This is a genomic window from Tenacibaculum sp. (assembly GCF_048269885.1).
Classification (GTDB): Bacteria; Bacteroidota; Bacteroidia; order Flavobacteriales; family Flavobacteriaceae; genus Polaribacter.
In genome coordinates this window covers 107,099-133,983 of the sequence record NZ_JBLWTZ010000007.1, presented here as the reverse complement: position 1 = coordinate 133,983, position 26,885 = coordinate 107,099, and the positions used below count along the sequence as shown (strand labels likewise).

The window sequence follows — 26,885 nt, the reverse complement described above, 5'->3', positions numbered from 1 at the left end:
TATCACTTTATGTTTGCAAACATTCAAGACTTAGTTGCTCAATTTTCTTCTTGGGTATGGGGAATTCCCTTACTAATTTTATTAATTGGTGGCGGTTTATACCTCTTTATGTACTCAGGGTTAGTTCCTTTTAGATACATCGGTCATGCTATTGCCATTTTAAGAGGAAAGTATGACAAAGCTGATTCTCCTGGAGATTTATCACACTACGAAGCTTTATCTTCTGCTATCGCTGCTACGGTAGGAATGGGAAATATCAGTGGTGTTGCCATTGCCATTGCAACAGGTGGACCAGGTGCTATTTTTTGGATGTGGGTAAGTGCTTTTGTAGGCATGGCAACCAAGTTTTTTACCTGTAGCTTGTCGGTTATGTATCGTGGAAAAGATGAAGAAGGAAATGTAAAAGGTGGTCCAATGTATGTAATTACAGAAGGTTTAGGAAAGCGCTGGAAACCTTTAGCTGTATTTTTTGCTGCTGCTGGATTGGTAGGTACATTGCCTGCTTTTCAAGCAAACCAATTAACTCAGACATTGATTGATGTTTTTCATGTACAAGAAACCAATCATTTTACTGCAAAATTATTACTAGGTATTGCCATTGCCATTATTGTAGCTATGGTAATTTTTGGGGGAATTAAACGAATTGGTAGTGTTGCAGGTAAATTAGTTCCTGTAATGGTGGTCATATACCTTATTACAGTGTTAACTATTCTGTTTTTAAGAATGGAACAAGTTCCTGCTATTTTTTCTTTAATTTTTGAAGATGCCTTTTCAGGAAAATCTGTTTTAGGAGGTGCTTTAGGGGTTTTGATAATTACTGGTGTTAAACGTGCTGCATTTTCTAACGAAGCCGGTTTAGGTACCGCCCCTATGATGCACGGAACCGCAAAAACCAAAGAACCTATCCGTGAAGGATTGGTTGCTATGTTAGGCCCTGCTATTGACACACTATTGGTTTGTTCTTTAACTGCCTTGGCTATTTTAGCTTCGGGTGTTTGGAAAGGTTTTGAAGGCAACGGAATTTCGATGACCTTAGCTGCATTTGATGCGGTACTTCCTTATAACATAGGAAGTGTTATTTTAACCATTTGTGTATTGATTTTTGCGTTTTCAACCCTGTTTACTTACTCCTTTTACGGACTAAGTTGCTTGAGTTTTTTAACCAATACCAAAATAGGAAAGAATTACAACTACATTTATATTTTTACCATTGTAGTGGCTTCTATCATCAAATTAGACTTTGTTATCAATCTAATTGACAGTGCGTATGCTTTAATGGCAATCCCTACAGTATTATCCACGCTAATTTTAGCTCCAAAAGTAAAGAGAGAAGCTAGAAAATATTTTCAAAAACTAAAAACTAATTCGTTTTAATACGTGTAAGCTCTTCACTAATTTTAGACGATAGAGAATCTATTTTCTCTGATACCTCTTTTATATATTCTTGATGTTTTGTTGAACCCTTAACCACATCTAAGGTTGTCTTGGTTGAATTGATATACCAGTCTTTCCAAGCTGAAATAATGGATAATTGGGTTGATAACGAATCTCCCTTTTTTAATGCAATTTCGCTTTGCTTCTTTTCTTCTTGAAGTCTTGATATCGCTACTTTTTCAATATCTTGAAGTATTGTTTTTGCTGTAACACCATCCGCATTTAATAAGGTATATGCTGAAGCTAATGAGGCAACCCCTACGTTTTTTAACGTTTTTTGAGATACTTTATCGATTCGATCGTTATCGGTATGATAAAATTGATCGGTAAAATGCCAAAACAAAACACTTGGAATGTTTCTTTTCAAAAAAGGCACGTGATCGCTTCCTCCTTCAAACGGATTGGTATTCACCACCCAATTTGTTCTCTTTCCTTGTTCTTTGAATTTATCAATTAAAAAATCATTCAAATAGTGCGGAGTCATTTCTTCCAACTTCATTTTTCGTCCTCCCCATTCAGTATGCTTATCGTTACCTCTTGTCCAAATTGCACTAGGATCAGGCATTTTTTCAATTAAAAATGTACCCCCTGTTTTTTGGGTATCTTCCCCAACCATGTCTAAAGAAATTCCCCATTTAATATCTTTTGCTCTTATACTATCTTCTTTCACATACCTGTTTGTTGAAATAATTTCATCACCCCATAAAAAAGTTAAGGTTCTGTTAGGTACAAATATGTTGTTTTTAATAAGTTCAGCTGTAAGTGTAGCCATTTCTAAAGCAACTCCAACTCCTGTAGCATTATCGTTTGCTCCAGATTCTTGTATGTGAGCACTAAAAACCAACCGCTCTTTAGGGAACTTATTCCCTTTTATATCGGCAATAATTGTTAGTTCTTCTGATGGATAAATATTAGTTTCTATAGCTACATTTAAAGATACTTTTCCTTTTAATAATTCCTCTTTCAATTTTTCTTTAGCCTTATAAGACATGGCAATTGCCCACGATTTTACTTCTTCATTTAATGGGATCGTTCTAAATTGAATAGACGTAGTATTTTTTTGAGGTTGTAAGTATTTTGGGTTGCTATAGGTAATAAGTCCTAAAGCACCTCCTTTTACAATAGCTTGATTAAAAATGCTATGAGGACTTGTTTCTGCAAAAACAATTTTTCCTTTCACATCTAAGTCTTTTATTTTTTTTAAGTCTTTAACGTAAACAACCTCTGCATTAACTCCCTCTTTAGGGGTACTGTAAGAGTTTAAAGCAATCAAATTTCTATTGGTGCTATGTTGTAAAAGAGGCATCTCTTCTCCAACTATCTTTACAGAAGCGTTCACAGATTCCCAAGTAGGTTTTTTTAAGGATCTTTTTTCTATTCTGTAAGTTAAAACGTCATTACTCGCAGCACTATCTTCCTTAACAAAACCTGATTTTTCTAATTCTTCAGCAATTTTGTACACACTTTTATTAAAGCCTGTGTTACCAACAACACGCCAATATTTTTCTACAAAAGAAGTTGTTTCATAGGCTAAATCTCCAGTAAACTTTTCATTTAAAATATCGAAATAATTAGAGGTATTTAAAACGGGAACTGTTTTTTCTTTCTTACAACTTATAAATAATAAAAGGACAACAGGTAATAGGTAACGTTTTTTTTGCATAACGGAGTTTTGTGGCTTTAAATGTACACTTTTTAAGTCTTCTTGTGCTTGTCTATTTTGCTTTCTTACTAACGACAACTTTTTTAAGTTGTTACAAAAAACTGTAAACTGTATTGAAATTAAAAGTGAATGAATTTTAAGAGGCTGTTGCTACTTCTTTATGTAGTTTTACTCTTTCCCTATCGGATGATCTTCATAAAAGTCTTCAAAGGTTTTATCGGTCGTGTAATGGTCTTTTAATACTTTGTAAACCATTAACACTACTAGTAGTTGACCGATAACTGTAAGTACAAACATCCAGCTAAAGCCTATATTAGTATAGACCAAAGCAGTTAGCACCAATAAAAAAACAGTGACAAACAACACCAAAAACATCGCCGAAATCCTCATAACCATCAAATTACCCTATAATTTACGAAAAAATCAATAAACAATAAAGCTCTAATTACTTTATAAAGAGTTCCTTTGATATTGAAGCTGACTTTGGAATAGAAGAAACAGACTAACTCTCAAAAAAATCCTTAACGTTTTGTTAGCGCCACTCCTTCAAAAAATAAGCCTTCAAAACCAGTTTTTATAAAATTTCTAATGTTTTGATGATCTGTTCTTTCAGGATTTTTTAAAACATCTTCAAAATAATACTGTCCAAAACAAGCCAAGGTTTCTTCTTTACTGAACCCTTGTTGTATAGCAAACGAAAACACTTTACATGAACCTTGATTTTTTTCAGCTTCATTGTATAAATCTCCATTTTTAAAGGCAGTGGGTGTAAAATTATATACGTTTTCAATCACTAACATAGTATCAGAAAATTCAACTTTTTCTGGTGTACTTTCTATGATTTGTTTAAATCTATCTAGTCTCATTTTAAAAAGGTTTTATGCTGCAAAACAAAAGATTAAAACTCGTAAAAACTAACCCGTAGTAATTTTTTACAAACTAACATTTATAGTTAAATTTGCACAGCAAAAATTTCAAGTTTCCGAAATACCTTCGGAATGACAATTTGTAGGAAATCTCGCTACGCGAGAAAAAAACTTTTAAAAATGTACAGAACGCATACTTGTGGCGAGTTAAGAGCATCGCACATTAATACTGAAGTAACCCTTTCTGGATGGGTACAAAAATCACGTGATAAAGGTTTTATGATTTGGGTAGATTTACGTGATCGTTACGGAATTACACAGTTAATTTTCGACGAAGAGCGTACTTCTAAAGAGTTACTAGATAAAGCAAAAACCTTAGGGCGTGAGTTTGTTGTACAAGTAACAGGTACCGTAATTGAGCGTCAATCTAAAAACCCCAATATTCCAACAGGTGCTATAGAAGTTTTAGTATCAACCCTAGAAATTTTAAACGAAGCGAAATTACCTCCTTTTACTATTGAAGATGAAACGGATGGGGGTGAAGATTTACGTATGAAATATCGTTATTTGGATATTCGTCGTAACCCAGTTAAAAACAGCTTGGTTTTCCGTCATAAAGTATCAATGGAAGTTCGCAAATATTTATCTGACAAAGGATTTATTGATGTGGAAACTCCCTATTTAATTAAATCTACTCCAGAAGGAGCACGTGATTTCTTAGTGCCTTCTCGTATGAATGCAGGGCAGTTTTATGCCTTACCACAATCGCCACAAACTTTTAAACAGTTGTTAATGGTAGGTGGTATGGATAAATACTTCCAAATTGTAAAGTGTTTTAGAGATGAAGATTTACGTGCCGACCGTCAACCAGAGTTTACACAGATAGACTGTGAAATGGCGTTTGTTGAGCAAGAAGATGTGTTAGAGATTTTTGAAGGAATGACACGTCATTTACTAAAAGAAATCAACGGAGTTGAAGTAGACAAATTCCCACGAATTACGTTTGATGAAGCCATGCGTAAATATGGTAACGACAAGCCAGACATCCGTTTTGGAATGGAATTTGGCGAGTTAAACGAAGTAGCACAGCACAAAGACTTTAAAGTATTCAACGATGCTGAATTAGTAGTAGGTATTGCTGTTCCAGAGGGAGCTTCATACACTCGTAAAGAGATTGACAAATTAATCGACTGGGTAAAGCGTCCGCAAGTAGGAGCTTTAGGAATGGTATATGTAAAGTGTAACGAAGATGGAAGCTTTAAATCATCGGTAGACAAGTTCTACGACCAAGAAGATTTAGCTAAATGGGCTGAAGCTACAGGAGCGAAGGCTGGAGATTTAATCTGTATCCTTTCAGGAAATACTAACAAAGTTCGCGCGCAATTAAGTGCGTTACGTATGGAACTAGCAGAACGTTTAGGTTTGCGTAAACCTGATGAGTTTGCTCCGTTATGGGTTATCGATTTCCCATTATTAGAGTTAGATGAAGAAACAGGGCATTACCACGCAATGCACCACCCATTTACTTCTCCAAAACCAGGTCAGTTAGCCTTATTAGATACTGATCCAGGAGCTGTAAAAGCTAACGCTTACGATTTAGTGTTAAACGGAAACGAAATTGGTGGAGGTTCTATTAGAATTCACAATAAAGAAACACAAGCTATCATGTTTAAGCATTTAGGATTTACTGAAGAAGAAGCGAAAGCTCAATTCGGATTCTTAATGGATGCTTTTGAATACGGAGCACCACCCCACGGAGGTTTGGCTTTTGGATTGGATAGATTGGTAGCTATTTTAGGAGGTCAAGAAACCATTAGAGACTTTATTGCCTTTCCTAAAAACAATTCAGGGCGCGATGTAATGATAGACGCACCTGCTACTATAGACGATGAACAACTACAAGAACTAAGCATCAAACTAGCTGTAAAATCTTAAAAAAATAAAAACCCTGCAAAATTTGCAGGGTTTTTTATTACCTTTAATGTACGTCTTGAAAAGGTTAAACTTCACGAAAACAAACCAATAACATATTATGAAACAAGCTATCTCTAAAAAGCTTAATGAATTAGAGTCAACCGCTATTTGTGGTAACGACATCAGCTCCTCTGTTTTGTATGTATCAGCATTGGCTATTGCGTTTGCTGGTCAATATGCATGGATAACGCTATTAATCGTATCAGTAGTATTATTTTTATTTCGGAAAATTTATGGGGAAGTAGTTGGTGCAATGCCGTTAAACGGTGGTGCTTACAATGCTTTATTGAATACCACAAGTAAGTTAATGGCTTCTTTTGCCGCAACACTTACCATACTTTCTTATATGGCTACTGCTGTCATTTCTGCCAATGAAGCTATTCATTACCTACACCATCTAATTCCCTCAATGCCTATTATTATAGCAACTGTTGGACTTTTATTGTTTTTTGCTTTATTAACTATTGGTGGTATAACAGAATCGGCTAAAGTAGCTGTCGGAATTTTTTTATTTCACCTACTATCATTAGTCGTTCTTGCCTTTTTTATTGTTTTTTATTTATCTCAAAACGGAATTGACATTCTCTTTAACAATTGGAATCATCAATCTGAAAACAGTATTTGGTATGCTATCTTTTTTGGTTTTGCAGCATCTATGTTAGGAGTTTCTGGTTTTGAAAGTTCTGCAAACTTTGTTGAAGAACAACAGAAAGGGGTTTTTCCAAAAACACTAAAAAACATGTGGGTAATTGTAAGTATTATTAACCCTTTAATGGCTGTTTTTGCATTATCTCTTTTCGCAATCCCTGTTTTACAGAGTGCTGATTACCAAAATACTTTATTAGTTCAAATGGGAGAATTTGTGGGTGGTGATTGGGTTGCTGCTGTTATAGCTATAGATGCTTTTTTAGTATTAAGCGGAGCTGTTTTAACCAGCTTTGTAGGTGTTACAGGTTTGTTGGAACGTATGACATTAGACCGAATTATGCCTCAGTTCTTCTTAAAAAAGAACAAAAGAGGTAGTTCTTACCGAATTATTATTTTATTCTTTATTCTGGCAGTTTCTGTGTTACTTATAACGAATGGAAATGTTGCTTTATTAGCTGGTGTATATACTATTTCTTTTTTATCGGTAATGGCATTGTTTGCTATAGGAAATATTTTATTAAAAATAAGGAGAAATCAATTACCTAGACCAGAAAAGGCAACTTGGGCTTCTGTTTTATTAGCTATAGTTGCTGTATTATGCGCTTTAATAGGTAATATTTTAATGGAACCAAAAGATGGTTTACCTAGCAACACGTCTGTCTTTTTAAATTATTTTATCCCTACTATAATTTTTATCATAATTATGCTAAATCGTACTGTTTTATTAAAACTAGTACTACAAATAATTTATGCTCTTTTTAACCCTTTGAGACGCTTAGTTTCAAGCATGGATAGAAAAATTACTAAAACCATTAATAAAATAAACGATCAAGAGTTCGTCTTTTTTACCAAAGGAGATAATATTGCTACTCTGAACAAGGTTATGCTCTATATTATTAAAAATGAACACACTAAAAAAATAAAAATTGTATTAGCGCTTGACGAAGGGGATACAATTCCTGAAAATTTACCTAATGAGATTACTTTTTTAGATAGAGAGTACCCAAAGATTAAAGTAAACTTTCAAGTTGTTCAGGGAAAGTTTAGTCCTGAACTTATTAAGGAACTTTCTGAAAAATGGAATATCCCTATTAATTTTATGTTTATAGGCGCTCCAAGTAATAAATTTCCTTATAAAGTTGAAGAACTAGGTGGTGTCCGATTAATCGTTTGATAATTTTTTTTCTTCTTATTTAGTAAATCAAAAAGAGGATAGTATCTTTAAGTATTCTTAACTAGCTTTTCAAAAATTAACTAAGCATCTAAAAAACAATGCCTACATCTAAGGAAGCTTATAAAAAAATATTAATTTGGAGATACAAACATATCTCTGAACGACAGTTTGTATATGTTTTAAGTGTTTTAGTTGGTTTTTTAGCAGGGATTGGCACCTTAATTCTTAAGAACCTTACTTTTTACTTTCACCGTATTTTAGAAGATGGGCTTATTAAAGACTATCATCATTCTTTGTACTTTATTTTTCCTATTATCGGATTATTTTTAGTGTTTTACATCAAGAAATATTTCATCAAAAAAGATATTGGTCACGGTATTTCTACCACTTTACAGTCTATTTCTAAAAAAAATGGAATTATTGAGCGTTATAAAATTTATGCTTCGTTAATTACCGCTCCTATAACTGTAGGTTTTGGAGGTTCTGTAGGGTTGCAAGGCCCTGCTGTAAGTACTGGTGCTGCCTTAGGCTCTGGTGTTGCTCAGTTTTTTCATATGAATATGAGAACTCGTATGTTGCTAATTGGTTGTGCTACTGCTGGGGCAATGTCTTCAATGTTCAAAGCTCCTATTGCCGCTATCATTTTTGCAGTGGAAATTTTTAGCTTGGATCTTGCTTTTGCTTCGTTAGTTCCTTTATTATTAGCCTCTGTTTCTGCGGTAATTACTTCTTATTTCTTTTTGGGAAAAGATGTGTTGTTTAGTGTGCAACTGCAAGATGCTTTTGAAATTAACGATCTTATCTTTTACATAGCTTTGGCTATTTTTACAGGATTTTCTTCTGTATATTTTTCGAAAATCTATTTTAGAATCATTAATTTTTTCAAAAAATATACTCCCTTTAAACGATTAGTATTTGGTGGAATTGCTATTGGTATAATGCTCTTTTTAATTCCTCCTTTATTTGGTGAAGGATACGGAATTATCAATAATTTATTATCTGAAAATGCTGGTGCTGCTCTCAAAAGTATTCATTATTCAATTGATTTTGACAATGTGTGGATGGTCATAATTTTTCTATTAATTATAGGTGTTTTCAAAGTAATTGCCATGACTACTACTTTTGCTGCAGGTGGAGTTGGTGGAATTTTTATCCCAACACTTGTTATGGGAAGTGCTTTGGGAAATGTTACTGCTAAAATTATCAATCAATTCGGATTTGATGTCTCGGAAACTAACTTCACGTTGATTGGCATGACAGGCTTAATGGCTGGTGTTTTACACGCACCTTTAACGGCTATTTTCTTAATTGCTGAAATAACTGGAGGTTATGATTTATTTGTTCCATTGATGCTCGTTTCAGCAGTTTCTTATGCCATTACCAAATACTTTGTTTCTAATTCAATTTACACTATTGAGCTAGCTAAACGCGGTGAACTTATTACACATAATAAAGATAAAAATGTAATGATGATGATGAAGATTAGTAAGATTATTGAAAAGAACTTTATTAAAATTTACCCTGATATGACCTTGGGAGAGATGCTTAAACAAGCTGTTTCTAAATCGAAACGAAACATCTTTCCTGTAGTGGATAGTGACAATAAGTTTAGAGGAATTGTTTTGCTAGATGATATCCGCCCTATGATGTTTAATCAAGAGCTATACGACACAACTTCTGTTAAAGATATTATGAAAATAGCTCCCGCCATTATTTTTTATGATGATGGCACTGAAAAGGTGATGCAAAAATTTAAAGAAAGCGGTGCTTGGAACTTACCTGTAGTTAAAAATGGGGTATATGTTGGTTTTATATCCAAATCAAAACTGCTCTCTGTATATAGAAATAAGCTAATTGAGGTTACCGCTTAGTTCATTACTCTTAGTTCACATTTTGAAGTAAAAAAATAGCTTCCTTCTTTAGATTGCTTGGGTACTCTATTATCCACACACATATAACGCAATTCACAATCTCTACATTCATCTATTACATCTTTATTAATGCTCCAATACCTTTGAAACTGTTCTGAGTCTACAACCGCTTCCAGCTCCTTAAACCTTAATCTTGTGATGTTACCAAATAATTCTTCAGTTTCTGGAGCATTCAATACCCCCCCTTCTTTATTTATAAAAATCTTTTGATTAAAGTAGGTATTATATTTTTGAGATTCTGTAAATAAGGATATGTTTATCTTGAAAAAATATTCTTTTTTATTTACAAATCGCTTAGGTGATGTTATAAGAATTTTAGAAGATGCTGTTTTTAACTGTTCGTCACTTAAGAGAAAAATTGTCTCTATCCTTTTACTCTCAACTATAAGTTGTTCATAATCGGTTATTCTTTCTTCTTTATTGAATTTTGCTTCAAAAACAACAGAAAAAATAGAAGAAGTGGTTAATTTTCCCACAATATCTTTAATAACATTATAAGATTTAGGAATACATATTTTAATATACAAATATTCACAGCCTAATGCTGTAAGGCATTTTAATATTTTATCTAAAAAAGGATATGTTGTTTCACTTATCTCAATAATTGCATTTGATATTTTAGCAGGAGATGTCCATTTCATACTCAATTTAGGAAATAACTCTAGCTCATCTTTATCTATTAAAAATGTAAGCTCTTTATTTGTTAAAAATTGAAAGTACTCTTCTACAACTTGCTCATTATCTTTACCACATAATTCAAATATTTCTGAAATAGTATGTTCTTCGAATAACTGAATGAAGTTGTATAAATCGTTAGGAATATTAAACATTTGCTTTCTTTGCAAGTCGTATATAACAGATTTGTCTCTCCCTAAAACTGGAATGCAATTAGAAAACATTCTTACATATTTATTACTGTTATTCATTAGTAGGGTGTTGTATTGTTATTGGCTTGTAAAAACTTCTTTTTAAAGCATACCTATCGTGATATTTGTCTATTGATATTCTATTGTGAATTAATGACATAGAATTGTTACTAATAGGTTTTATTTCTGAGAAATAAATTACTGCCGGTAATTTGTTTTTATACTCTTCTTTCGTTTTGTTTAATAACTGTTGTGCTTCTTTTTGAGATATCATAGTTTTTGAGTTTGTACGCTATTTTTTCTTCTAAATAATAATTACATGGATAAGAAACCATACCAAATTGCCCTATAGGATTTACTTCTAAGAAAACATATTGTTTAGAGGGGGTGTAAATTAAATCGAAAGAACAACTCGTTAAATTCAGTTTTTCTGCCAACGTTTTTAATTTTATTTCAATGGCTGAAGGTAGGTTGAACGGAATTGTTCTATTGGGTTTTTGATTATTATAACATCTAAAATCTGTTTTAGTTTGTTCGTCTAACTGAGAGAAAATAGCCATTGAATAAAACTCTCCATCCAAAAAATAACTACGTATTTCGAGTATTTTTTTAATGTTTTCTTGAAATAAACTAACCCCGAAAGTATCGTCGAGTAAATCAACTTTCTCTGTATTTATTGATGTTGTATAGGTAGGCAGCCAATAAGTATCTCCATACAAACTCATGGGGTCATTGATTGGCTTTGTAATTAACAATTTGTTTTTTAATTCTTCTCTTAAAACTTTTTTTTGATTTGTTATGGTGGTTTTAGGAATACACAACCCCAATTGTTTTGCTAAGGTTAATACAATAAGTTTATTAACTTTTTTAAAGTTATAATTATTTATAGAAGGTTTTTGATGTAGTAAAAAATGTAAGTACTCAAATAAATCTTTTTTCTCCTCATTATAAAACTCAGTTATTTTATCTCCTATAAAATCCTTTATCTCAATACAGTCATACAGGGTAAAGTTTCCTCTTCGATACCAAACCGAAGTAATTTCATTAAAATTAACAGTCGCGTCTTTAGTCCTAATAAATACCTCAGAAGTGTTTATATTTACGGTTAAGTTGCTTATAAGCTCATTATTGTTGAGCAGTATAAAATCTTCTTTTAAATAACTAAGCCATCTTATTATGTCAATGGTACTTTCATCTTGCTCTATGGATAAAATTAATATCATACTTCAACTATTTAACCCATTCTGCCAAAATAGAATTAGCTGAATGGGTTATTAAAAACTAATTAATCTTTATAACCATCAGTTCCCATATTAATCCCGTCTACATAGGTTCCAATATTAAAACTTCCTACATAGTCTTCTTCTCTCTCGTCTCTCCAATAAACACCAGATCCGTAGTAAAGACCTCCTTTGGTTGTGTCCATCTCATTTTGAGACATTTCAAACTCTTTCAATGATTTCATTTTTGAATTCATAATAAAATATTTATTTGTTTACCTACTCTATTCACTATGGGATTTTCGGCTTACTCCCTTTACTAACTATATCAATTCTTGCGTGTTTTTACTTCCCTTTTTTTTAAAAGGTTAGATACAAATATTGAATTTTTAGCAAGGTAAAATTGAAGTGTTAAGGAACTATTTATAAAATTAGGAGGTACTATTTAAAAATTATAACGGCTTAATAAAACTAATTTCTAATTCTAAAATCGCTTTTTGTTTGTTGTGCTGTTACAATTTATCGTTTTTCACATGCTCCTATTTTGTTTTTTACAAGTGTCTCCACAAAACTTCTTAAGCTGCATTAAATATTTTGCTTATTCTTAGACAAATGAGTGTGTCACAAACTTTTCTTTTTTTTTTGGGGGGGGTATAATTAAGTATTACACCTACAATCATCTCCAAAAAACTCTTGTTAACAGAATTCAAGTAATGTGGTTGTTACCATAACAACATAAGCTACATTTTTAAAAATTTTAAAAAATATAGTTCTCTCATTTTGGTAAACTGCCTGAAGTATATAGGCCTATTTATCTGGTTAAAAAAGTAACCATTTTATCAGGGAAGTCGGTAAAACCACCATCTGCATTAGCTTCAAAAAGTAATACTTGCAGCATTTCTTCAAAAGATGAAAATTCATCTAATTGATCAGCTCTAAAAGTGTACGGATGCACTTGTAACCCTAGTTTATGAGCTTCTTCAACCAATGTTGTAAACTGCCATTGATTTCCTTCTTTCTTATCTAAAATTTGTTTATACCAAGGCCCTAACCCGTCAGCATAAGTTGCAAAATGCTTCAGTTGTTTAGTTTCCTCTGAGAATTCAATTAATTGAACTAAAAACAAATCTGACTGTAACTCTTTTCGAACCCTCTCCAATTCTTTTGCATCAAAGCATTGAAACATGCATTTATCTTTCTTGGTTTTATAACCGTATTTTGAAAGAATATTCAACGTAATTTTGGCAATGTCTTTTCCATTTTCATTATGAAATTCTGGATTTTTAATTTCAGGATAAATCCCGATGTTTTTTCCTGAGGAAGCATTCAATCCTTGAATTAACTCTATCTCTTCTTGTAAAGAATGTAATTTAAAGTTTCCTTTTCCCTTTGGGAATCGATTCGGGTACACTTGCTCTCCCGTCTTCGTATTGAAACGTTCTGTAACATTTAACTCTTGTAGCTCTTTAAAAGTAAAATCAATTACATAAAATCGTCCATCTTCTCGTTTTTTTTCTGGGAATTTTTCAGCTACATCTGTAACATCATCCAAATAAATATCATGAATAACTACAGCAACATTGTCTTTACTCAATACTAAATCTTGTTCTATATAATCAGGGTTCATAGCATGTGCCATGGCTTTAGCTTCCATAGTATGTTCTGGTAAATACCCTGAGGCTCCACGATGAGCAATTACAATTTTCTTTTGCATATTCGTTGGTTTTGTTTTTGGATTACATCCAAAGAAAAGAGATAAGAAATACAGTATATAAATTTGTTTCATTATTTACAGATATACTTGTGCGGTTAAAACCAGCATTGTAAAAACTGTTAAGATAATTACTAACGGGATTACAAACTTCAACCATTTATCATAACCAACTTTCACAATAGCTAGGGATGCTAAAATTAACCCTGTTGGGTTGATAAAAGCAAATAAACCCATACCGTATTGATACGTATTTACAATTACCTCTCTACCCACTCCAACCGTATCTGCCAACGGCGACATAATAGGCATAGTTAAAACTGCCATACCTGAAGAACTTGGAATAAAAAACGACAATCCTGAATAAATAAATAACATTACGTTTGTAAAAACACCCTTGGACATTCCTGTTGTAAACTCACTTGCATTTTGTAAAATAGTATCGCTTATTAAACCTTGTTCCATTAATACGGAAACTCCACGTGCAATACCTATAATAAAAGCGACTCCTAATAAATCTCCTGCTCCTTTAATAAAAGTATTTACAAAGTTTTCTTCTTTCATTTTGGCTAAAAAACCAATTAAAATAGCTCCTATTAAAAACACTACAGTCATTTCTTCAAACCACCAACCTAAACGAGAAACCCCGTATATCATAATTACGAAACACATCGCAAAAATGGTTAGTATAATTCGTAATCTACTTGTTAACGTATGTGTATTTGATGTTGAGTTACCAAAAAGATTTTCAATCATTTCTTTTTGATCGTAAATAATCGATTTTGTTGGGTCTTTTTGAACTTTGTTTGCGTAACGTAAAATGTAAGTAACGCAAATAACAACACCTCCAATTAGCATTAACAATCTCCCAGTAAAGCCAGTTGTCCAGTTAATTCCTGCTGCATCTGAAGCAATAATAACACTAAATGGATTTACTGTTGAGCACATCGTACCAATAGATGACCCAATATATACACAAGCTAAAGCTACAATTGCGTCATATTTTGCTGCTAAAAATATGGGAATTAGTATAGGATAAAAAGCAATGGTTTCTTCTGCTAACCCAAAGGTAGTTCCTCCTACAGCTATTAAAGTCGTTACTACAAATATGAGCCAATACTCTTTTCCTTTAAGTACTTTTGCTAACCAAGCTATTCCTGCATCAAAAGCACCTGTAAAATTCATTATACCTATAATTCCACCTAAAATTAGAACAAATAAAATTATATCAGATGATTGGATAATTCCTTTTATAGGAGATTTAAAGAAGTCTAAAAAGCCTTGTGGTTTTGGATCTAACTGAGTGTATGTTTCTGGTACGCTAATTGGTTTTGCTATATCTCCATTAGTAAACTTTTCCAACGGAATTTTAATTCCCAAAGCTTCTAATGTTTCTTGATTAGCTGGCATTGTTTTTTCATCCTCTAAATGTAAATAGATAAATGAATTACTGTTTTTTTGATACTGTAACGTATCGAACTTACCTGCAGGCACAAACCATGTTAAAATAGCCACTAACCCTGCTATCAATAATAAAATGGTATGCGGGGTTGGAAATTTAATTTTCTTCAAGACAATGAGTTATTATTTATCTCCATAAAAGTAAAAAAAACCAAGAGATGTGCATCTCTTGGCTTAATAATAATTAAAATAATTATTGAGAATATCTCGAAAAAAGACTTTGGTTTTCTAATTTAACATCACAACTCTTACTTTTTCTGATTGAATGATTGCTCTTATGCTGTTGTCTTATCCTTCTACAAACATCATTTGTATAATTTATATAAGACAATAATCTCAATAGCTAATTCTTGAACCATTTCTTGCTTAGTATTCGTTTCACTCTAAGCATTAGTTAATGCCCCAGTCATAATTACAAATCCTATAAAAATGGGGCATTCTTAAAGTCAGCGTTAACATTTTCATCTCATAGTTAGCCAATTTACAAATAACAACAACCAATAGAAACAGGAAAAACACCAAATAAACAACTCAACATCCTTTTGAGAAGATTTTATTTTTTACAACTAAAAAAGCCAAGAGATTTGGATCTCTTGGCTTTGTAATAATTGTAATAATTATTGAGAACGTCTTAAAAAAGACTATTGGTTTCTAGTTTAACATAGAAGCTCTAGCTCCTCCTGAAGCAAATAAAGCTCTCATTCTGTTACGTTGACCATCTGTAAACATATACATACAAGCATCGTTTGTATAATCCATGTAGTTCATAGTCATATCAGCAGACTTACAGCTAACATCTGGATAAGTTGGACATCCGTAGTTTGACGCATCAGAAGATGGAGTATCCGCTACGAAATCGTCTTGACGACATCTTCCGTCTCCCCAAATGTGACGTAAGTTTAAGTAGTGACCAACCTCGTGAGTTGCAGTTCTACCCATGTTATATGGAGCAGAAGAACCACCTGGTAAACTTCCAGCTAATAATACTACACCATCTGTAGATGAAGAACCTCCTGGGAATTGAGCATATCCTAAGATACCTCCTCCTATTTCACACACCCAAATATTTAAGTGAGTTGAAGGAGTAATTGGAGGGTAAGCAGCTTTAACAGCATCGTTAGTTCCCCAAGAAGACTTAGAGTCATTGTGTCTGAAAGTACCTGCTAATGTAAATTGGATTCCTGTATCAGTTGCATCATTGATAAAATCTGAAGCTCCTGAAGGAAGTTGATTTGTATTTGGATTACTGAAATCGTCATTTAACACATTCATTTGTGCTTGAATTTGATTATCAGAAACACTATTTGCATTTGGTAAAACAACGTGTACGTATACAGGAATATTTATTGTTCCTAAACCGTCTTCAATTGGTAATACATCTACATCTCCACCACCTGTGTCTCCACCTCCTGGTTTACCTTTTGCAGTTGTTAATTTTCTTGTAGCATACTCAATATTATACATTTTCTTGTATAATCCTGGGTTCTCTTTTACTTGTCTGTTTAAAACTCTCATTGAGTGACATTGCTCAGATCCTCCTTTGTGAGAAACTTCTTCAGTTTCTACATAGAAATCGCTCATGTCAATCGCTTCTTGGGTTGGTAACGCTTCCTCTTTTGCGTTCTCCTGACACCCTACTAGAACTGAGGCTGCTACAGCTAGTGTTAAAAAAATTCTTTTCATGTTGTGAATAATTAAAAAATTAGTTATTGAAAAACTGCCGAAGGCAATAAATTTGTTAAAAAACTCAAAATAAAAAAGGCTTCATTAATTAAATTGTTAAATACCTATTACTTTGATAATTATTTGAAGGGTTTTTTAACGATGTGCAATATATAATTTTTTTTTAATGCTAAAAAAAAGTTAAAAAAAAGTTAATTTCTTAGGTTTTATCACTTGCGAACCCCTATTTTTTAACAATATCTAAATGTTAAAATTTAACAAAAACAATAAAAAAACGTCAATTTTAAACAAATTAAATCATCAATACGATAATTTTAAAGTCACAAAACTTCATTTTTAACAACGCAAACCTCCTGTTTTTAAATAATCTAAAAAGCATATCTTTACGTTTTAATAAAAAATTAATTATGGAAAACTCATTTAACTCAAAAGTGCTTGTTGCACAAGTCTCAGAAGCTGACAAAATTGCTTTTTACAAAAAAACCTATGCACATGTGGCGGGTGGGGTATTATTATTTGTACTGTTTGAATATTTATTTTTACAAAGTGCTACTATTGTTGAATTTGCTTTATCAATGACACAAGGGTATAAATGGTTATTGTTATTAGGTGGTTTTATGTTAATTACTAACTACGCTGAAAGTACTGCTTTAAAAACCTCTGATAAAAACTTACAATACTTAGCATATTCAGGATATATTTTTGCTGAAGCCTTTATTTTTATTCCGCTAATTTATATAGCTATAGCATACACTAACAACTTTGAAGTTATAAAACAAGCGGGAATTGTTACGCTGTCGTTGTTTATTGGAATTTCATCAATCGTTTTTATTACCAAAAAAGATTTTTCTTTTATAAGAGCTGGATTATCTGTTGGATTTTTTATCGCTATTGGATTAATTATCGCAGGAGCTTTATTCGGGTTTAATTTAGGGTTATGGTTTTCAGTTGGAATGTGTGTATTAGCTGCTGGTTCTATTTTATATCAAACATCTAACTTAGTTCACAAATTCTCTACAGATGATTACATTCCAGCAGCATTAGGCTTATTTGCTTCTTTAATGTTGTTGTTCTGGTATGTACTACAGATATTTATGTCAAGAGATTAAGAAAGACTCTTATAAAAATTATAATAACATAAAAAAAGCCTCCAAAATTGGAGGCTTTTTTTTATTCTTATCTAAATTAAGTTTCTTTTAACTTAACATCATCTGTGCTTTCTTAACAGCATTTACCAATACATTAACTTCTTCTTTGGTATTGTAAAAAGAAAAAGAAGCGCGTACTGTTCCTGGAATACCGAAAAAGTCCATAATAGGCTGTGCACAATGGTGACCTGTACGAACTGCTACTCCTAGTTTATCTAAAATAGCTCCAACATCATACGGGTGAATTCCTTCGAGATTAAAGGATATAACTGATGTTTTATTTGATGTTCCATAGATTTTTAATCCATCTATTTTTTCTAGCTCTTGCGTTGCGTACGATAACAGTTCGTTTTCTTGCTTCTCTATGTTAGAAAAACCAACTGAATTCATATAATCTACAGCAACTCCAAAAGCTATTCCTCCACAAATATTAGGTGTACCTGCTTCAAATTTGTGAGGTAACCCTGCATACGTTGTCTTTTCAAAAGTAACTGTTTCAATCATTTCTCCACCTCCTTGGTATGGTGGTAATAATTGCAATAGTTCTTCTTTCCCATATAACACCCCAACACCTGTTGGCCCACACATTTTATGAGCTGAAGCCACATAAAAATCGGCATCTAATGCTTGTACATCTGGTTTTATGTGCGGTACTGCTTGTGCACCATCAATCAACACATAAGCACCAAATTTGTGTGCAGCATGAATAATTTCTTTTATGGGGTTAATTGTTCCTAGTGCATTTGATACATGATTACAGAAAACTAGTTTAGTTTTTGGAGTTAGTAATTCATGGTATAAATCCATGCGTAAAGAACCCTCTTCATCCATCGGAATTACTTTTAGAATAGCTCCTGTTTTTTCACATAACATTTGCCAAGGCACAATATTAGAATGATGCTCTAAAGCCGAAACAATTACTTCATCTCCTTCTTGTAAAATTGAGGCAAAACCAGATGCTACAATATTAACTCCATGCGTTGTTCCTGAGGTTAAAATAATTTCATACGAATGCTTCGCATTGAAATGTTTTTGAATCTTAATTCTGGCTTCCTCATACTTATCGGTAGCTTCCTGACTTAATGTATGTACACCTCTATGAATATTTGCATTATAACTAGAGTAATAATCTACAATAGCGTCAATTACTACCTGAGGCGTTTGTGAGGTTGCTCCGTTATCTAAATACACTAATTTTTTCCCATGTACTTCCCTTTTTAAAATAGGAAAATCAGCGCGAATTTTATCTATACTAAACATATAAAATATCAAATTTAGCACAAAGGTAGGGCTTGCATTTCAAATACAAACATCAAACAATTAAATTCTTACATTTGCTAGAAATCCGTCACATGAAAAACTTAAAAAGAATTCTTTTACTCATTCTGATTGCCTTGGCAATTGCTGTTTTTTACAATTATCCTAAGTTAAATATACTAGCAGGATATTCTGCAAAAAACACTGCTTCGTCTGTATTTCTCGCAGGAAGAAGTTTAGCCTTTACAGATGCTAATGACAATAATTTTTCTCCTATAAATATTACTTTTGATAAAATTAATACAGCAGAAAAATCGGCCACTGGTTCAGTATACGGATTACTCAAAAGAAAAGCTATTTACAGAGATGGTCTTGGTGCTGTTTTGGTTACTGATGATTTCGACATTACCAAACCTCAACTTACTCCAAAACGTTCAGAACCTGACAACGTTACTCCTTTTCCTTACGGAAATGCAGATCATAAAGACACTATTTTTGCTAACATTGATTATACAAAACTGAACGAAACCATTGATACCATCTTTAATGATAGAAATCAAACACGCTCGGTAGTAGTTGTATATAAAGACAAGATTATTTTTGAAAAATACGATGCTGGTTTTACCAAAGAATCGAAACAGTTAGGTTGGTCTATGACCAAAAGTATTACAGGTACGTTGTTTGGAATTTTAAAATGTCGAGGAAAAATTAATCTTCAAGAAGACAATTTATTTTCTGAATGGGAAAATGACGACCGTAAAAACATTACAATTCATAATTTATTACAAATGAATTCTGGTTTGGAATGGAATGAAGATTACAATACTATTTCTGACGCTACTAAAATGTTGTTTTTAGAAAAAGACATGACCAAAGTTCAAGTAAACAAGCCATTAGTAGGCAAACCAAACGAAACTTGGAATTATTCTTCTGGAACTTCTAACTTATTATCGGGTATTTTACGAACAACATTCGATACACACCAAGAGTACCTTGATTTTTGGTACAGTGCTTTGATTGATAAAATAGGCATGAATTCAATGCTTGTTGAAACAGATATGAGCAATCATTTTGTAGGCTCTTCCTATGCTTGGGCAACAGCAAGAGACTGGGCTAAACTTGGATTACTATACCTACACAATGGTGAATGGAACGGAGAGCATTTATTTGATAAAGATTGGGTACGTTATGCTACAACTCCTACTCCTACTTCAGATGGTTGGTATGGTGCTCAAATTTGGTTAAATGCTGGTGGTAGATATCCTGACGCTCCAAAAAATATGTTTTCTTTTAATGGGTATAAAGGTCAAAATGTATTTATTTTGCCTAATCAAGATTTGGTAGTTGTTCGTACGGGACTTACCAAAAATGCAGATGTAAACACCTTACTAAAAGGAATTGTAAATTCTATTAAACACTAAACCATGAACCCTTTTTATTACGTGCTTTCTATAAACGGATTGCTTTTTTTATTCAGTATTATTTTTCATTTTTTCCCGCCTAAAAAAATCAATGCTATTTATGGGTATCGCACGAATAAAACTATGAAGAATGATACTATTTGGCAATTTGCCAACGCTTTTTTCACCAAAGAGTTTATGAAGTATTCAGCTATTTCGTTAGTTGCTGCTTTGGTATTGGCTTATATATCGAAAGAGTTAACATGGCAACCTATGGCAATTATGTTATTGTCACTAGCCGTATCTGTTGTTAAAACTGAACAAGAAATAAATAAGAATTTTGATGAGGACGGAAATAAGAAATAAAACTCCATCAAATTGTGTTACCCACAAAGACCCAGATGTTTTTATAAAAACATCTGGGTCTTTCTTTTTGTAATCAGAAATCCCTTTTGCACAGGCACAGGCTTCTTTGAAAAATTACTTTTTATACTCTTCTTTAAGTAGTGCAATATCATCTATAATTTTCTGCATATTTTCTTTTTTGGTTCCATCATACGAGCCTCTAATACGCCCTTCTTTGTCTATCAATACAAAGTTTTCAGTATGCACCCAATCATTCTCTCCTCCATCACCTTCATCCAACACCGCAAAATAATGCTTACGCGCTAAGTTGTATATATGCTTCTTTTCACCAGTAGTTACATTCCATTTTCCATCAATCACTCCTTTTTCAGTAGCATACTTTCGTAATTGTGGTACGCTATCCATTACTGGAGTTACGGAATGTGATAAAAACATAATATCATCATCATTTTTATAATGCTCTTGCAACTCACCCATATTATACGCCATGGCAATACAAATAGTTTGGCAGCGGGTAAAAAAGAAATCTGCTATGTAAATTTTCCCTTTATAATTCGCATTTGTGATGGTATCACCATTTTGATTAATTAGCTTAAAATCGCCTACTTTATGGTTTTTTGTTCTATTCCTTACAGAAACGTCCACCAATTTAGGGTTGATATCAGCAGGATTGTAAATCGGTAATTTATTGTCAACTTTTACTAAATGGTAAAAAACAGGTATGCCAATAGCACAAAAAACTAAAATAAAAATTAAGGTGCTTTTTGATTTTTTAAAGAATTTAATATCCACAGTACTAAAATTTTCTACAAAAATACGACTTAAAACAGGGTTTATAAACCACTCCCCTAAAAACTTTGTTAAAACAAATGCCCATCTGTAACACAAACTTTTAGAACTGTGCTGAAAAACGTACATTTGTCAGATTTTAAATTTAGACGAACACCATTTATGGAAATTTTAATAAAAGCATCACAATTTATTTTAAGCTTATCGCTCTTAATTGTTTTACACGAATTAGGACATTTTATTCCTGCAAAATTATTCAAAACCCGAGTCGAAAAATTCTACCTCTTTTTCGATTATAAATTCTCTTTATTTAAAAAGAAAGTTGGAGAAACAGTTTATGGTATTGGCTGGATTCCATTAGGAGGCTATGTTAAGATTGCTGGAATGATTGACGAAAGTATGGATACTGAGCAAATGCAAAAACCTGCACAGCCATGGGAATTTCGTTCTAAACCTGCATGGCAACGTTTAATTATTATGTTAGGTGGAGTTATTGTAAACTTTGTACTAGGTATTTTAATTTATATCTCTTTAATGTGGGCTTATGGTGAAAAATACTTACCAAATGAAAGTTTAAAAGATGGAGTTTGGGTGCAAGACGAATTAGGAAAAGATTTAGGTTTAGAAACGGGAGATAAAATCTTAACAATTGACGGACAAAAAATAGAAAAGTTTAGAGAGCTTCCTCTTGAGTTTATCAATGGTACTACTTACACTGTTGAAAGAAACGGAACTGTTCTTGAAAAAGAAATTCCAACAGATTTTATCTCGAAGTTAGTAGATAGAGGTAAGGATGCTGGCGCTTTTATAACTCCAAGATATCCATTTGTTATTGCTGGTGTACAAAAAGATTCATTAAATGCTGATAGCAATATTTTACCAAAGGATATCATAACTGCTGTTAATGGACAAAATATAACTTATTTTGATCAAGCTAAACCTATTTTACATAGCTTAAAAGGACAAGAAGTTACATTATCTATAAGAAGAGGTAAAGAGAACTTAAGTGTTCCTGCAAAGGTTTCTAATTATGGAAATTTAGGAGTTGCTCTTGGTGCTGTTTCTTTGGTAGATTTAGAAAAGCTAGGTTACTATAACTTAGCTGAAAGAACCTATTCTTTTGGAGAAGCTATACCTGCTGGTACTCAAAAAGCGTGGACAACCTTAACTAATTATATTAAGCAAATGAAAAAGATTTTAAATCCTAGTACAGGTGCTTACAAAGGTTTAGGCGGGTTTATTTCTATTGGAAGTATATTTCCTTCTGAATTTAGCTGGGAAACTTTCTGGAACATTACTGCTTTCTTATCAATCATGTTAGGGTTTATGAATTTACTACCAATTCCTGCCTTAGACGGTGGTCACGTAGTATTTACCTTATGGGAAATGATTACGGGTAAAAAACCTGGTGATAAGTTTTTAGAGTATGCTCAAATTACAGGGTTTATCTTATTAATAGCATTACTACTATTTGCCAACGGAAACGATATATTTAGGCTATTCAAATAGCCTTCTAAACTATAAATAAAAAAGCATCGTACTATAAAGTACGATGCTTTTTTTATGCCATGTTTTAACTTAGTTCCTTTACTTATTTAAGTTCTCTGCCGCTCGACGTTCTAACTCTGCTTGAAATTCTTCCATAACAGGCTTTACGGTACTTTCTGGTATATCAGCTACCTTAATATACATTAACCCATCAATCGCGTTATTAAACTTCGGATCTACATTAAATGCAACTAAACGTGCATTTTGTTTTACGTATTTTTTAATCAATACCGGAATACGTAACTCTCCTGGTTCCAATTCGTCTATAATTTTATCGAACTTTTGCATATCAGCCTCAGTAGCATCAAATACAAAATCTTTATCAGCATCTTTTAATTTCACCTTGAATTCTTTCTTAGGGTGAATATATTGTGCTACATACGGATCGTAATAGTGAGATTTCATAAACTCAATCATCAAGGATTTTGAGAATTCAGAAAACTGATTACTTATACTTACCCCTCCCATTAAATATTTATGTTCAGGATAACGTAATGTAACATGTACAATTCCTTTCCACAATAAAAATAGTGGCATTGGTTTTTGTTGGTATTCTTTAATAATAAAAGCACGTCCCATTTCAATGGTTTTTTCCATCATTGGGTACAATTCAGGTTCTATTCTAAACAAAGTATGAATGTAAAAACCATTAACACCGTGTTTTTTATAAATATCTTTTCCTAAGCCCATTCTGTACGCTCCAACCAACTTTTTTTGTTCGTTATCCCATAAAAACAAATGGTGGTAATACTTATCAAACTTATCTAAATCAATAGGCTTATTTGTTCCTTCACCAACTTCCCTAAACGTTATTTCACGTAAGCGTCCTACTTCATGTAAAATATTTGGTATTTCTCTTGCGCTTGCAAAAAACACCTCATAGTTTTTGCTCTCTAACAACCTACTTCCTTTCTCTCTCAGAACATCTACTTCTTTTACAAATAAATCAGGTGACTTTTGAGAGGTAATATTTTTTGCCTTTTTAGGAATCTTAAGTTTTTGTGTTGACAATATTTTTTGAGATGCTTTCTCGTAAGGGTTGGCCAACATATAGGTTTTTCTACGTAAAAACTGATAAAAATCAGGAATCTCAGTAAATGAATCTTGATCTTTAACTGATATAGGCTTACCTATTCTTACTTTGATAACTCTGTTTTTCTGAGATAGTAACTCTGACGGAAGTTTTGCTGTTCTTAATGTATCACTAATTTTAGACAACGTGTAAAATAGCGGACTATTTTTAGCATGAAAATAAATAGGAATTACAGGTACTTTTGCTTTTTTTATCAAGCGTACAGCTCCTTGTTCCCATTCTTTATCTACCATTAATTTTCCATCTCGATACGTAGACACTTCTCCTGCTGGAAAAAGCCCTAACGGTTTTCCTTCTTTTAAATGTAATAAGGCATTTTTAATTCCTGCTACACTCGATTTAGCATCCTTATGGTTCTCAAAAGGATTTACCGGCATTACATAGGGCTTTAATGGCGCTATTCTATGCAGTAAAAAATTTGCTATAATTTTGTAATCAGTTCTGTGCTCTAATAAAAGCTTTAATAATAAAATACCATCTATCCCTCCAAGCGGATGGTTAGAAATCGTTATAAAAGGGCCTTCTTTAGGAATACGCTTTAAATCTTCTTCTGGAATTTCAAACTCAATCTGAAATTCCTCCAACAAGCCATTTAAAAAAGGTAAATCTTTCTTATGCTTATGCTTGTTATAAATTTCATTGGCGGTAGAAATTCGCAAAACTTTCATCAGCAACCAACCTGAAAACGTTCCGAAAACGCCGAACTTATCGGTTCCTATTGCTTTTGCAACTTCTTTAGGTGTTACTAATCCCATACATAGTTATCAATTGACATAACTGCAAATATAATCGATTTTTTGCAAGCTTTACATGTTTTCTTGAATCACTAATTGTGCAGTTTCTGTATTTATTTGACGAATGATTGATTTTCCCCGTTTTCTTATCGTTTTTATTGCTTCGTCATTGAAGTGACGAATTGTATACAAGGTCGTTTCTTTATATGCTCTTATGTTATAAGCCCCTTTTAAATCGTTGTAAAAATCTTCAAACTTATTGTACTTATCCTCTATACAAACAGAAAAACTAATCGCCGAATTTTGAATTAGATTTACTTTTAAATTATAATCATGAAGCTTCTTAAAAACATCACTAATATTGTCTTCTACCATGAAAGAAAAATCCTTTGCTGAAATCGCTACTAGAATTTGATTTTTCTTTACGATAAAACACGGAACCTCAGGTGTTATTTTTTTTCCTCTTCCAACACATGTTCCGGTCTTAGTAACATCTTCAAACGAACGCACGTATAGCGGAATGTTTTTTTGTTCTAAAGGCTGAATTGTTTTTGGGTGAATTACCGAGGCTCCGTAAAACGCCATTTCAATGGCTTCGGTATACGAAATTTCTTGTAACAAAGCAGTTTCCGAAAACACTCTAGGATCTGCATTTAATACACCTTGTACATCTTTCCAAATAGTAACACTATCAGCATCCAAACAATAGGCAAAAATACCTGCGGTATAATCAGAGCCTTCTCTTCCTAAGGTGGTTGTTTCTGTACCAAACCCACCTAAAAACCCTTGGGTAATATTTAGTTTTAATATATCAACCTTTTCTTGGATTTGCTGTTGTGTTTGCTCCCAATCTATTTTAGCATCGCGATAAGTTCCGTCGGTTTTTATGTACTCTCTTACATCTAACCATTGATTCTCTACTCCTATTTCAGACAAATAAGCACTTACTATAGTGGTAGATAGTAACTCTCCAAAACCAACCATTTGATCGTACACATAGTTATAATCTTTGGATGTATTTCGAGCCATAAAACCACTCAATTCACCAAATAAATGATTTACTTTATTATATACTTCATGATTTGGACTGAACAAATCGTTCAACATATTTTGATGAAAGTCTTCTACAAACTTCAAAGAGTCTTTAAGACTTTCTTTTTTATAGAAATAATCATTAACCACTTGCTCAAAAGCATTGGTCATTTTTCCCATGGCAGAAATTACAACCAACGTATTTTCTGTTCCTTCATGTTGCAATACTTTTGCAACATTTTTTACTCCATTCGCATCTTTTACCGACGCTCCTCCAAACTTAAATATTCTCATTACAAAACTGTTCTAAACTTTGTTCATTCATATGGCATACTCTCCACTCATCATATATGGTTGCTCCTGTATTTTTGTAAAAATCAACAGCTCCTGTATTCCAATCTAATACTTCCCATGCCACTCTTTTGCAATTGTTTTTATGCGCATAATTCATTACAGCACTATACAGTGCTTTTCCAGCTCCAATACCTCTTTTAGATTGTGTTACCATGAGATCTTCTAAATGAATTGCTTTTCCTTTCCATGTAGAATAACGTTCATAAAACAACGCCATTCCTATAATCTTATTACCTTCTTCAGCCACAAAGGTTTTAAACTTCGGTTCTTCAGAAAACCCATCTTTAATAATGTCTTCTACCGTAATTTTAACCGCGTTAGGTTCCTTTTCAAAAACAGCTAATTCAATAATTAAATCTAATATAGCTTGAGCATCTTTTTGCTCTCCTGACCTGATAATAAAACTCATTTCTTACTTTTTTGGGTAAAGATACTTCTCTTAAAACTTTCTGATAAAACAAATGAAAAATTAAAACACATCATATTTTTTTGTTGAAAATTTTAAAATACTAAATAAAAGTTGGGAATTTTGT

Annotated in this window: 23 protein-coding genes; 8 read left to right on the top strand and 15 right to left on the bottom strand. The window is 32.6% G+C overall.

The window, feature by feature from the left end:
- The first annotated feature begins 9 nt into the window (after positions 1-9).
- Positions 10-1,374 carry an alanine/glycine:cation symporter family protein gene (locus ACN0WY_RS07380; protein WP_417799958.1) on the top strand — a complete coding sequence of 455 codons (1,365 nt, stop codon included), beginning with the start codon at positions 10-12 and terminating at the stop codon, positions 1,372-1,374.
- Here ACN0WY_RS07380 and ACN0WY_RS07375 read toward each other — a convergent pair.
- From ACN0WY_RS07375 to ACN0WY_RS07365, 3 genes are all read right to left on the bottom strand, one after another.
- Positions 1,361-3,097 carry a M28 family peptidase gene (locus ACN0WY_RS07375; RefSeq protein ID WP_417799957.1) on the bottom strand — a complete coding sequence of 579 codons (1,737 nt, stop codon included), beginning with the start codon at positions 3,095-3,097 and terminating at the stop codon, positions 1,361-1,363. The two genes, ACN0WY_RS07380 and ACN0WY_RS07375, sit on opposite strands and share 14 nt — an antisense overlap.
- A gap of 168 nt (positions 3,098-3,265) precedes the next feature.
- Positions 3,266-3,487 carry a hypothetical protein gene (locus ACN0WY_RS07370; protein ID WP_417799956.1) on the bottom strand — a complete coding sequence of 74 codons (222 nt, stop codon included), beginning with the start codon at positions 3,485-3,487 and terminating at the stop codon, positions 3,266-3,268.
- 131 nt (positions 3,488-3,618) lie between these two features.
- Positions 3,619-3,963, bottom strand: a complete 345-nt coding sequence (locus ACN0WY_RS07365; protein ID WP_417799955.1) for a HopJ type III effector protein — start codon at positions 3,961-3,963, stop codon at positions 3,619-3,621.
- Between the two features lie 180 nt (positions 3,964-4,143).
- Here ACN0WY_RS07365 and aspS point away from each other — a divergent pair, with 180 nt between their 5' ends.
- From aspS to ACN0WY_RS07350, 3 genes are all read left to right on the top strand, one after another.
- Positions 4,144-5,898, top strand: a complete 1,755-nt coding sequence (aspS, locus tag ACN0WY_RS07360) for an aspartate--tRNA ligase (protein ID WP_417799954.1) — start codon at positions 4,144-4,146, stop codon at positions 5,896-5,898.
- Positions 5,899-5,995: 97 nt separating this feature from the next.
- Positions 5,996-7,759 (top strand): APC family permease, encoded by a 1,764-nt coding sequence (locus tag ACN0WY_RS07355; protein ID WP_417799953.1) that lies wholly within the window; start codon positions 5,996-5,998, stop codon positions 7,757-7,759.
- A 98-nt stretch (positions 7,760-7,857) separates the two neighbouring features.
- On the top strand, positions 7,858-9,630 hold the full coding sequence (locus ACN0WY_RS07350) for a chloride channel protein (protein WP_330487866.1): 1,773 nt from the start codon (positions 7,858-7,860) through the stop codon (positions 9,628-9,630).
- Here the strand turns inward: ACN0WY_RS07350 and gwsS are convergent.
- The 7 genes from gwsS to ACN0WY_RS07315 form a co-directional block, all read right to left on the bottom strand.
- Entirely contained in the window at positions 9,627-10,616 is a 990-nt protein-coding gene (gene gwsS, locus ACN0WY_RS07345) for a grasp-with-spasm system SPASM domain peptide maturase (protein ID WP_417799952.1), read from the bottom strand. The two genes, ACN0WY_RS07350 and gwsS, sit on opposite strands and share 4 nt — an antisense overlap.
- Positions 10,609-10,830: a hypothetical protein gene (locus tag ACN0WY_RS07340; protein WP_417799951.1), complete on the bottom strand. Its 222-nt coding sequence runs from the start codon at positions 10,828-10,830 to the stop codon at positions 10,609-10,611. Before ACN0WY_RS07340 ends, gwsS begins: the two co-directional genes overlap by 8 nt.
- Positions 10,775-11,779 (bottom strand): grasp-with-spasm system ATP-grasp peptide maturase, encoded by a 1,005-nt coding sequence (gwsG, locus tag ACN0WY_RS07335; RefSeq protein WP_417799950.1) that lies wholly within the window; start codon positions 11,777-11,779, stop codon positions 10,775-10,777. The genes ACN0WY_RS07340 and gwsG overlap by 56 nt, the downstream gene beginning before the upstream one ends.
- 62 nt (positions 11,780-11,841) lie before the next feature.
- Entirely contained in the window at positions 11,842-12,021 is a 180-nt protein-coding gene (locus ACN0WY_RS07330) for a hypothetical protein (protein ID WP_125066489.1), read from the bottom strand.
- A gap of 566 nt (positions 12,022-12,587) precedes the next feature.
- A complete protein-coding gene (gene glpQ / locus ACN0WY_RS07325) occupies positions 12,588-13,562 on the bottom strand; it encodes a glycerophosphodiester phosphodiesterase (RefSeq protein WP_417799949.1) in 975 nt (324 codons plus the stop codon).
- Positions 13,563-13,565: 3 nt separating this feature from the next.
- Positions 13,566-15,059 (bottom strand): YfcC family protein, encoded by a 1,494-nt coding sequence (locus ACN0WY_RS07320; RefSeq protein WP_417799948.1) that lies wholly within the window; start codon positions 15,057-15,059, stop codon positions 13,566-13,568.
- A gap of 540 nt (positions 15,060-15,599) precedes the next feature.
- On the bottom strand, positions 15,600-16,631 hold the full coding sequence (locus tag ACN0WY_RS07315; RefSeq protein ID WP_330487859.1) for a zinc metalloprotease: 1,032 nt from the start codon (positions 16,629-16,631) through the stop codon (positions 15,600-15,602).
- Between the two features lie 407 nt (positions 16,632-17,038).
- Between ACN0WY_RS07315 and ACN0WY_RS07310 the strand changes: the two genes are divergently transcribed.
- Positions 17,039-17,740, top strand: a complete 702-nt coding sequence (locus ACN0WY_RS07310) for a Bax inhibitor-1 family protein (RefSeq protein WP_417799947.1) — start codon at positions 17,039-17,041, stop codon at positions 17,738-17,740.
- Positions 17,741-17,827: 87 nt separating this feature from the next.
- Here the strand turns inward: ACN0WY_RS07310 and ACN0WY_RS07305 are convergent, their stop codons facing one another.
- The gene (locus tag ACN0WY_RS07305; protein ID WP_417799946.1) at positions 17,828-19,039 is read right to left on the bottom strand and encodes an aminotransferase class V-fold PLP-dependent enzyme; all 1,212 of its coding nucleotides are present in this window, start codon (positions 19,037-19,039) and stop codon (positions 17,828-17,830) included.
- Positions 19,040-19,131: 92 nt separating this feature from the next.
- Here ACN0WY_RS07305 and ACN0WY_RS07300 point away from each other — a divergent pair, with 92 nt between their 5' ends.
- Both ACN0WY_RS07300 and ACN0WY_RS07295 read left to right on the top strand, forming a co-directional pair.
- Entirely contained in the window at positions 19,132-20,457 is a 1,326-nt protein-coding gene (locus tag ACN0WY_RS07300) for a serine hydrolase domain-containing protein (protein WP_417799945.1), read from the top strand.
- Between the two features lie 3 nt (positions 20,458-20,460).
- Positions 20,461-20,802, top strand: a complete 342-nt coding sequence (locus ACN0WY_RS07295) for an SdpI family protein (protein ID WP_330487855.1) — start codon at positions 20,461-20,463, stop codon at positions 20,800-20,802.
- Between the two features lie 114 nt (positions 20,803-20,916).
- On the opposite strand, the gene ACN0WY_RS07290 is transcribed toward ACN0WY_RS07295, so the two are convergent.
- The gene (locus tag ACN0WY_RS07290) at positions 20,917-21,594 is read right to left on the bottom strand and encodes an SCO family protein (RefSeq protein ID WP_417799975.1); all 678 of its coding nucleotides are present in this window, start codon (positions 21,592-21,594) and stop codon (positions 20,917-20,919) included.
- A gap of 159 nt (positions 21,595-21,753) precedes the next feature.
- On the opposite strand from ACN0WY_RS07290, the gene rseP reads away from it, so the two are divergent.
- Positions 21,754-23,100: an RIP metalloprotease RseP gene (gene rseP, locus ACN0WY_RS07285; RefSeq protein ID WP_330487854.1), complete on the top strand. Its 1,347-nt coding sequence runs from the start codon at positions 21,754-21,756 to the stop codon at positions 23,098-23,100.
- A 78-nt stretch (positions 23,101-23,178) separates the two neighbouring features.
- On the opposite strand, the gene ACN0WY_RS07280 is transcribed toward rseP, so the two are convergent.
- From ACN0WY_RS07280 to ACN0WY_RS07270, 3 genes are read right to left on the bottom strand one after another with little or no spacing between them, the layout of a single operon-like run.
- Positions 23,179-24,987, bottom strand: a complete 1,809-nt coding sequence (locus ACN0WY_RS07280; protein WP_330487853.1) for a lysophospholipid acyltransferase family protein — start codon at positions 24,985-24,987, stop codon at positions 23,179-23,181.
- 51 nt (positions 24,988-25,038) lie between these two features.
- Positions 25,039-26,292, bottom strand: a complete 1,254-nt coding sequence (locus tag ACN0WY_RS07275) for an aspartate kinase (protein WP_330487852.1) — start codon at positions 26,290-26,292, stop codon at positions 25,039-25,041.
- Positions 26,279-26,761, bottom strand: a complete 483-nt coding sequence (locus ACN0WY_RS07270) for a GNAT family N-acetyltransferase (RefSeq protein WP_417799944.1) — start codon at positions 26,759-26,761, stop codon at positions 26,279-26,281. The genes ACN0WY_RS07275 and ACN0WY_RS07270 overlap by 14 nt, the downstream gene beginning before the upstream one ends.
- Between the last annotated feature and the right edge of the window lie 124 nt (positions 26,762-26,885).